Origin of the sequence: Methanosphaera sp., from assembly GCF_016282985.1 — an archaeon.
Lineage (GTDB): Archaea > Methanobacteriota > Methanobacteria > Methanobacteriales > Methanobacteriaceae > Methanosphaera.
The window spans coordinates 1-8,258 of sequence record NZ_JAEELZ010000046.1; the positions used below are offsets into that span (position 1 = coordinate 1).

At 27.5% G+C, this 8,258-nt stretch carries 9 protein-coding genes; all 9 read left to right on the forward strand.

Going from position 1 to position 8,258, the window contains the following annotated elements; genetic code table 11:
- Positions 1–349 precede the first annotated feature (349 nt).
- Entirely contained in the window at positions 350–817 is a 468-nt protein-coding gene (locus QZZ11_RS02965; RefSeq protein ID WP_292473466.1) for a hypothetical protein, read from the forward strand.
- 2 nt (positions 818–819) lie between these two features.
- Positions 820–1,575 carry a zinc ribbon domain-containing protein gene (locus QZZ11_RS02970; protein WP_292473468.1) on the forward strand — a complete coding sequence of 252 codons (756 nt, stop codon included), beginning with the start codon at positions 820–822 and terminating at the stop codon, positions 1,573–1,575.
- A 69-nt stretch (positions 1,576–1,644) separates the two neighbouring features.
- Positions 1,645–2,064: a pyridoxamine 5'-phosphate oxidase family protein gene (locus tag QZZ11_RS02975; protein WP_292473470.1), complete on the forward strand. Its 420-nt coding sequence runs from the start codon at positions 1,645–1,647 to the stop codon at positions 2,062–2,064.
- A 92-nt stretch (positions 2,065–2,156) separates the two neighbouring features.
- Entirely contained in the window at positions 2,157–2,927 is a 771-nt protein-coding gene (locus QZZ11_RS02980; RefSeq protein WP_292473472.1) for a hypothetical protein, read from the forward strand.
- A 21-nt stretch (positions 2,928–2,948) separates the two neighbouring features.
- The gene (locus QZZ11_RS02985; protein ID WP_292473475.1) at positions 2,949–3,263 is read left to right on the forward strand and encodes a nucleotide pyrophosphohydrolase; all 315 of its coding nucleotides are present in this window, start codon (positions 2,949–2,951) and stop codon (positions 3,261–3,263) included.
- 10 nt (positions 3,264–3,273) lie between these two features.
- The gene (locus QZZ11_RS02990; protein ID WP_292473477.1) at positions 3,274–3,750 is read left to right on the forward strand and encodes a hypothetical protein; all 477 of its coding nucleotides are present in this window, start codon (positions 3,274–3,276) and stop codon (positions 3,748–3,750) included.
- A 1-nt stretch (position 3,751) separates the two neighbouring features.
- Positions 3,752–5,632 carry a DUF2075 domain-containing protein gene (locus QZZ11_RS02995; protein WP_292473479.1) on the forward strand — a complete coding sequence of 627 codons (1,881 nt, stop codon included), beginning with the start codon at positions 3,752–3,754 and terminating at the stop codon, positions 5,630–5,632.
- Between the two features lie 320 nt (positions 5,633–5,952).
- The gene (locus QZZ11_RS03000; protein WP_292473481.1) at positions 5,953–6,993 is read left to right on the forward strand and encodes an ATP-binding protein; all 1,041 of its coding nucleotides are present in this window, start codon (positions 5,953–5,955) and stop codon (positions 6,991–6,993) included.
- Positions 6,986–8,258, forward strand: a 1,273-nt coding sequence (locus tag QZZ11_RS03005) for a S8 family serine peptidase (protein WP_292473483.1), incomplete at its 3' end; no start/stop codon positions are given. The genes QZZ11_RS03000 and QZZ11_RS03005, both read left to right, overlap by 8 nt.

Sequence of the window (8,258 nt, forward strand, 5' to 3'; positions counted from 1 at the left end):
AATTATGTTGAAAAATTGAAAACTATGTTATAATCAAAATAATAGAGGTGATGTAATGCAAAAAATACAAAAAATAGCATTAGTGATTGTTGCCTTTATAATCTTTTGAGTATGCATAGATGTTAAGGCTTATATTATATGCAATGATGGCCAAGAAAGTAATTCGTGTAATGATTGCCATCAAGGATGTTGTTCCGGGCATGGTGGTTGTTTAGATAATGAATCAGAAACAGAAAATTATGACTATTTAAAGTACATTGCTATTGGAGCAGGAGCAGCTGGGGTTGCTGGAGCTGGATATGCTGGGTATAAACTTGGTAGTAAAAAAAGTAAATAAAGGAGAGATAGAATGGCAAAAAAAATCACATTAGAGGAATATAAGAAAAGTAGAGAAGTAAATGTTGAAGAAAAACCAAAAAAAGAAAAAAATCCATTATTGTTACCCTTAGAGATATTTATAGTTTTATTTGGATTATCACTAATAGTGATTGTTTTATTAGTTCTAAACAATAGTAAAACAATTAAAGACAAAAATAAGAAAATAGCTGATTTAAAATCGCAAGTAAGCTATCAAAAGGGAATGCATAATTATTATAAATATGAATTGAATAGTATTACAGGTGGAAAAACTTCAAACTATATTAGAAACAAATTGAACTTAATTGATAACAATATTGTTTTCGTAATTGAAGGTTATGGAAACTATTATTATACATATGATTGTATGCTAGAAAAAGTAGGAGATCGCAGTTATTCATATTGGGCGTATAATAAGCCTACTGCACAAAGCAAAGGATATTGGGATGGAGGGTGTTAATAATGGCAGAAAATATCAAAAAAAAGGGCAAGAATAAAACACTTGGCATTGTAATCCTACTATTAGTATTATATTTTTCACTTTGTGGACAGTATTTAAACAGTGGTAATGACTATTTTTATGAGCATTCAAAAGAATATGCACTTATTGATTTATTGATTATATCCACAATGATGATGATAGTGCCATTTATATGGAGATTGATAAACAAAGAAAAATTTGAATTAAGAAAAGGTAAAAAGATCTGCTTGTGGAATAGCATTATACTATTTGTAATATCAATGATCTTAATGACCATAATACATTTTTCATTTATTGGTGGAATAGGAGCAATTATGTATTATTTCATAAATAAATGGCTTTTTGTTAACTATGATGAAAATAAAGAAGAAAAGGAAGTGGAATCTAAAAAAGAATTCATTTGCACAAATTGTGGGGCCCTATGTCATGAAGAAGATAAGTATTGCAAAAAATGTAACGCTATATTTGAAGAAGAAAAACAAAAAAAGAAAAAAGAAGTGGAACCCATCGTGTGTTCTAATTGTGGAACACTAATTACTGCTAATGAAAAAGAATGCCCCCATTGTGGAGAAAAATTTGAAGATGTGGAAGAAATTAATAAGAATAATGATAATGAGTATATAAAATCAAATATGAGCCAAGAATATGATGATTTAAACAAATTAAAAGAATTATTAGATAATGAAATAATAACTAAAGAAGAATTTGAAAAAGAAAAAAAGAAAATATTAAAATAAACATCTTTTATAGATGTTTTTTCTTATAATCATAGTAAACAATGCTAAAATGAAAATAGGTGAAATAATATGGATTTAAATAAAATAGAAAAATTTATAGATAAACAAAAAGTAAGTTTTATATGTTCTATAGATAAAGAAAACTATCCTAATGTAAAAGCAATGTTAAAACCTAGAAAAAGAATAGGACTAAAGGAATTTTACTTTTCAACAAATACATCATCTATGAGAGTAAAACAATATAAAGATAATCCAAACGCAAGTATATACTTTTATCATAAAGGATTAATTAAATATATAGGAGTTATGTTAAAAGGTAAAATGGAAGTTTTAACAGACCAAGAAACTAAAAACATGATTTGGAAAAAAGGAGATACAATATTTTATAAACAAGGAGTAACAGATCCAGATTATTGTGTATTAAAATTCACAGCAACATCAGGTAGATATTACTGTGATCTAAAAACAGAGAGTTTTGAAATAAAATAAGGAACGATTAGTTTTTTTATTTTGTGTAAATATAAAAACAATATTTTCGACAAAATTCGACAAATCATAGTATAATGAAACTAGGTGATAGTATGGATTATGAAAATGAGTATGTAATTGAATTAATAAATTTTTTACCATTGGATATAGAAGATGGAAAAGAATTCAAATTCATTGCTTATCATGAGAAAAATATAAGAAAGAGTCTTGCAAACCAGTTGTATCAAAGCGCATACATTAGCTGTCATATGATTTTTATGTATATTATATATTCATATGTATTGAGAATAAGAGATAAAGATTTAAAAAAATTTACTGATTTGGTATTGTGTTTAGGTGATGATAATAAAAAAGAATGGATAACAAGCAATTCACCATTCATTTTTTCAAATTATAAAGAAGCATCAATTCTTAATTTTTTGTTCTTATTAGGAGTTGAAAAAGATCATATAAACGAGTATAAGTCTATTATTAAATATCGTAATAATATATTACATGCAACAGGTGAAGTAATGAATAATACATTAAATGAGTTTAATAACAAGCTAAAGCAACTAATAAAATGTTTAGAACACATTAGTTTAAAAACAGAAAATGAAACATGCTACTGGTTATATACACAATTTTTAAATGAATACGGCAGAAGCGACATACTTTTAAAAGAAGAAGAATACGAATCTTATATAAATAAAAATTTAATAAAAAAACATCATCTTTCTTTATTTGATATGAAAAAAATTGCAAAGATAGAGTATTCGGAATTTGTTGGCTTTATCTATAAAAAGAAATTCAAACTATTAGTAAAATATATAAATAAAAAGTACCCCAAAATAATACAAGAGACACACATAATACTCGATTAAAAAAGTAAGGAAGGTAATAGCATGGAAGAGTTAACTAAGAAAGTAGTTGAATTTACAAGAGAAAGAGATTGGGATCAATTTCATTCTCCAGAGAATTTAGCTAAGAGTATTTCAATTGAAGCAGGAGAATTACTTGAATGTTTTCAATGGAATAATGAATATGATTTGGATGAAGTAAAAGAAGAACTAGCTGATGTCATTAATTATTGTATATTACTGGCAGATAAGTTAGGAGTAGATCCTAAGCAAATAGTTTTAGATAAGATGGAAAAAACTGCCAAAAAATACCCTGTTGATAAATCAAAAGGGAAAAGTACAAAATATAATAAATTATAGGAGGAATATTATGGATTATGCAAAAGAACAACTAATTGAATTAGGAGTATCACTATCTAGTTTGGCTATAAAAAGTACTGCTAGTACTATACAGAAAAGAATTAGTGTAGCAAAAACAAAAAAAGATGATAAAAAAACAATTGAGTTATATGATGAAATAGTTAATGAATTGATTGAGGAAAGGGCAGAAGCTATAAGAATAGCGCAATCATATAAAACAGAAATAGAAAAATATGAGATATCTGATATAGATATTCAGCATTTAAATAAAACCATTTCAACAGTATTGGATATTTTAAAAGATATGAGCCCAAATATTGACATTGAATCATTCAAAAAATTCAAAGACTTAATAAGTGTTGATACGCTAAAATCAATGCAATTATTGGGATTTAACTATAAAAAAGCAATAGGAGAACCTCTAACAGAATTATGCTCTTCTAAGATATCATCATGGGGTAAGAATAATAAAAAACAGGTGAAGTAGTATGTTAGTATATGAAGGAATAAAATCAGGTTTTATTGATGATGTTAATTTAAATAGAATTGTTGATAAAATATATGATAGATATAAACAATTTTTTGGAAGAACAAGTGAATCTCAATTAAATTCATGGAAGAATTCTATGCAATATATGAGAGGAGTATTAGACGATAATGAAATACCTGATAATGCTGGTGTTGCTATTGAGTTTAATATTCCAACAACTTCTAAAAGAATAGATTTTATATTATCTGGTAGAGATAATAATAGAAAAGATTCAGTAATTATTATTGAATTGAAACAATGGGAAACTTGTACTGCTGTAGAAGGTAAAGATGGAATAGTATCTACTTTTACTGGTGGTGGAGTAAGAGAAGTAGCTCATCCATCATATCAAGCATTAAGTTATGCTAATTTAATTAAAGATTTTAATGAGACAGTACAATTAGATGATATTGGATTATATCCATGTGCATTCTTACATAATTATGATTTAAGAGATACTGATCCTATATGTAGTAGTCAATATCAAGAATATATAAAAGAAGCTCCAATGTTTGGAAGTAATGATTTTGAAAAATTAAGAAGATTTATCAAGAGATATATTGTTGAAGGTGATGATAGAGAATTATTATATAAAATAGAAAATGGTAGAATTAGACCATCTAAAAGATTACAAGATTCTTTATCTAAAATGTTACAAGGTAATAAAGAATTCAACATGATAGATGAACAAAAAGTTATATATGAAGATGCAATTAGAATGGCTATTGACACAGTATCAAGTAATGATAAAAATGTATTAGTAGTTCAAGGGGGACCTGGAACAGGTAAATCTGTTTTAGCAATTAATCTATTAGTAGAATTAACTAAAAGAAATATGACTTGTTTCTATGTAACTAAAAATGCAGCCCCAAGAGCGGTATTTAGAGATAAATTAAAAGGTACATTTAAAATGGCTTATATTAATAATTTATTCCAAGGTTCAGGACAATTTACTGAAGCAGAGAAGAATGAAGTTAATGTATTAGTAGTAGATGAGGCACATAGATTAAATGCTAAATCTGGTATGTTCCAAAATTTAGGTGAAAATCAAATAAAAGAAATAATTAATGCTTCTAACTTTTCTATATTCTTTATAGATGAAGATCAAAAGGTAACATTAAAGGATATTGGTTCAGTAGATGAGATAAAGAAGTATGCTAATGAATTAGGAGCAGGTATTAGAATTGTAGAATTAGAAAGTCAATTTAGGTGTAATGGTTCTGATGGTTATCTAGCATGGTTAGATAATGTATTAGATATTAGAAAAACAGCTAACTATGACTTGGATGATTTCCAATATGATTTTAAAGTAATAGATAGTCCTAATGAATTAAGAAGATTAATTGAAGAAAAGAATAGAGAAAATAATAAATCAAGACTAGTTGCTGGTTATTGTTGGAACGGGATTAGTGAAGGTAAAAACAATAGCAATATTCATGATATAGTTATACCTGAATACAACTTTGAAATGAGTTGGAATTTAGGTAATTCTCAAACCTGGGCAATAGATCCATCTTCAGTAAATGAAATTGGATGTATTCATACATGCCAAGGATTAGAATTTGATTATGTGGGTGTTATCATTGGTAATGATATTAGATACGAAAACGGACAAATAGTTACCGATTACGGAAAAAGAGCTTCAACAGATCAATCATTAAAAGGAATAAACAAGATAGCAAATGAATATGGACAAGATGAAGCAAATAGAATAGCAGATAGAATAATCAAAAATACATATAGAACATTAATGACAAGAGGTATGAAAGGCTGCTATGTATATTGTGTAGATAAGAATCTACAAAACTATCTAAAAAAGGTCAGAGACTTTAGTCTCTAACCTCAATGCGAAATGCCTTTTTTCCATAATCACTAGCATATATGCGTACGCCTTTTATGGTTATATATGTCGTGAAGACATACTTTTTCTTATTAGTCATATCATTTTCTCCTTTCTTCACAAAACTAAAAAAGTTTACTTTTTAGAAGGGAAATGGTATAATTAATTTGCCGGAAGAAACTATACCATGGTTTTTTCCCTTTTTATTTGTCTTGTAAGACACTTACATAATATCACAGGTTTACGCAAAAGTCAAATCTAGGTTTCAAATTAGTTGACTTTTGTCCCAATATATTTTATAATTATAATAGGTGATAAAAATGAAGAAAATTAATGTTTTAAATTTAATAAAGTATTATTCTGAAAATAATGATGCTGCATTTAGAAGTGAAGCATATGATATTGCAAGGGATTTTGATAGAACAGGTGATCATGAATTAGCGGAGTATGTTATGGCATTATTATCTAATGTTAATACTTTTACACCACAAACTAATGAAACAAACTCACCATATTTTGAAAAAATAGAAATATCAAATTTTTCACTACCTTTACCGGATAAAATAAAAGATGATGTTCTTGGCATAGTTAATGCAATAGGACATAATATTGGTGTCAATAAGTTTTTATTTGAAGGTGTTCCTGGTAGTGGTAAAACAGAGACAGTCAAACAAATAGCAAGAATTCTTAATCGTGAACTATACATGGTTAGATTTGATGTTATTATAGATAGCAAGTTAGGGCAAACATCTAAGAATATTACAGAAGCATTCAGAGAAATCAATAAATTAGCTCATCCAGAAAATGCCATTATCTTATTTGACGAAATAGATGCAATTGCACTAGATAGACTAAATAATAATGATTTAAGAGAGATGGGAAGGGCAACGTCAACTCTATTAAAGGAGCTTGATAATTTAAATGAAAGAGTTGTTTTAATAGCAACAACTAATTTATACAAATCGTTTGATAAAGCATTAGTTAGAAGATTTGATGGTGTCATAAATTTTGATAGATATACAAAAGAAGATTTAGTTGATGTTGCAGAGACAATTTTAAATGAGTATTTAGAAAAATTTAGTAATGCAGCAAAAGATATTAGATTATTTAGAAAAATAATATTATTAATGAATGAAAAAATATATCCAGGGGATTTGAAAAATTTAATAAAAACATCATTAGCATTTAGTAATCCTAAAAATGAATATGACTATTTAATACGATTATATGAAAATATAACTAATTCTAAGATAGATGGAAATATTAAAAAATTACAATCAGAAGGATTTACTGTGCGTGAGATAGAAGAATTAACTGGTATATCTAAAAGTCAAGTTTCAAGGGGGCTAAATAGTGAATAGTTTAATTCAATTAAAAGGAACGCTTAATGAGAAAAAAAGCTTAGGAAAACCAGGACCAGCATCAATTCCAAAAACAAGTCATGTCAGTATTGATGATATAGAAAGGTTGATTTCAAATTTAGAAGAATTATATACAAAATGGGAAAAGGATAATTTATTAGGTGGAGCTTTAGTTAGTGTGTTTTATAAGAGAATTGTGCCTAAGAGCAAAAGAATAACAACACTTCTTTCTAGCAAAAGTGAACCGTCCAATGAATCTATAGTTGGTGCTAAATTTTCCGAAGAGAAAAAGCACATAATAACTCATTTTGTTTCGTTGGATACTATTAAGAAAAATATAGATAAGTTGGAAAAAGCAAAAACAATAGTAGAAAACGTATTCAATGGTAATGTAGACAGTGAAGATTTAACAAACATCAAAAATTATCAAAAAGAAATAGAAAAAAAAGGATTATCAAAATCACTCTTTGGTGATATTATTTCCGATATAGATATTGTATCCAAATTTGGTACAGTTGATAATAGTGATTTAATTGATGAGAATAGTATTGTAAATTATTATGATATAGGCAAAGATATAAAAGATGTAATGAATGAACTAGGAATCTCAGAAAATGATTATAAAATAGTTAAGGAGAATGCCTCAATACAGTTTAATAATCCAAAATCATTTAATATATTTAAAAAACAGGTGCCATACCTTGTAGCTATGGCTACCTACGATATGGCAAATTACATTTTTGAAGAGGTAGAAGATGCAGATAATAGTCAGCTCCCTAGTATACCAGACCCAACGAATGAACCAATAATAGGTGTTATAGATACTCTGTTTGATCAGTCTGTGTATTTTAAAAATTGGGTAGATTATGAGGACATGGTTGATGATAATATACCAAAAGTTGAAAAAGATTATGAACACGGGACATCTGTAACTTCTATAATTGTGGATGGGCCATCATTTAATCCGTTATATGATGATGGCTGTGGTAGATTTAGAGTTAAACATTTTGGGGTAGCAACTTCTGGACCAAATAGTTCGATTACAATAATGAAGAAGATAGAACAAATAATAAGGCAAAATCCTACCATCCATGTGTGGAATTTATCTTTAGGATCTGAATTAGAGGTTAATGAGAACTTTATATCGCATGAAGCAGCGTCATTAGACAAAATACAGTCTGAAAACAATGTAGTATTTGTGGTGGCTGGTACAAATAAAAATGGTGATAAGGCAAAAAAAATTGGTGCTCCAGCTGATTCAATAA

What these genes read in the sequence shown, in the direction of transcription:
- QZZ11_RS02965 (WP_292473466.1), top strand. Translation starts at nt 350, where the DNA reads ATGGCAAAAAAAATCACATTAGAGGAATATAAGAAAAGTAGAGAAGTA.
- QZZ11_RS02970 (WP_292473468.1), top strand. Translation starts at nt 820, where the DNA reads ATGGCAGAAAATATCAAAAAAAAGGGCAAGAATAAAACACTTGGCATT.
- QZZ11_RS02975 (WP_292473470.1), top strand. Translation starts at nt 1,645, where the DNA reads ATGGATTTAAATAAAATAGAAAAATTTATAGATAAACAAAAAGTAAGT.
- QZZ11_RS02980 (WP_292473472.1), top strand. Translation starts at nt 2,157, where the DNA reads ATGGATTATGAAAATGAGTATGTAATTGAATTAATAAATTTTTTACCA.
- QZZ11_RS02985 (WP_292473475.1), top strand. Translation starts at nt 2,949, where the DNA reads ATGGAAGAGTTAACTAAGAAAGTAGTTGAATTTACAAGAGAAAGAGAT.
- QZZ11_RS02990 (WP_292473477.1), top strand. Translation starts at nt 3,274, where the DNA reads ATGGATTATGCAAAAGAACAACTAATTGAATTAGGAGTATCACTATCT.
- QZZ11_RS02995 (WP_292473479.1), top strand. Translation starts at nt 3,752, where the DNA reads ATGTTAGTATATGAAGGAATAAAATCAGGTTTTATTGATGATGTTAAT.
- QZZ11_RS03000 (WP_292473481.1), top strand. Translation starts at nt 5,953, where the DNA reads ATGAAGAAAATTAATGTTTTAAATTTAATAAAGTATTATTCTGAAAAT.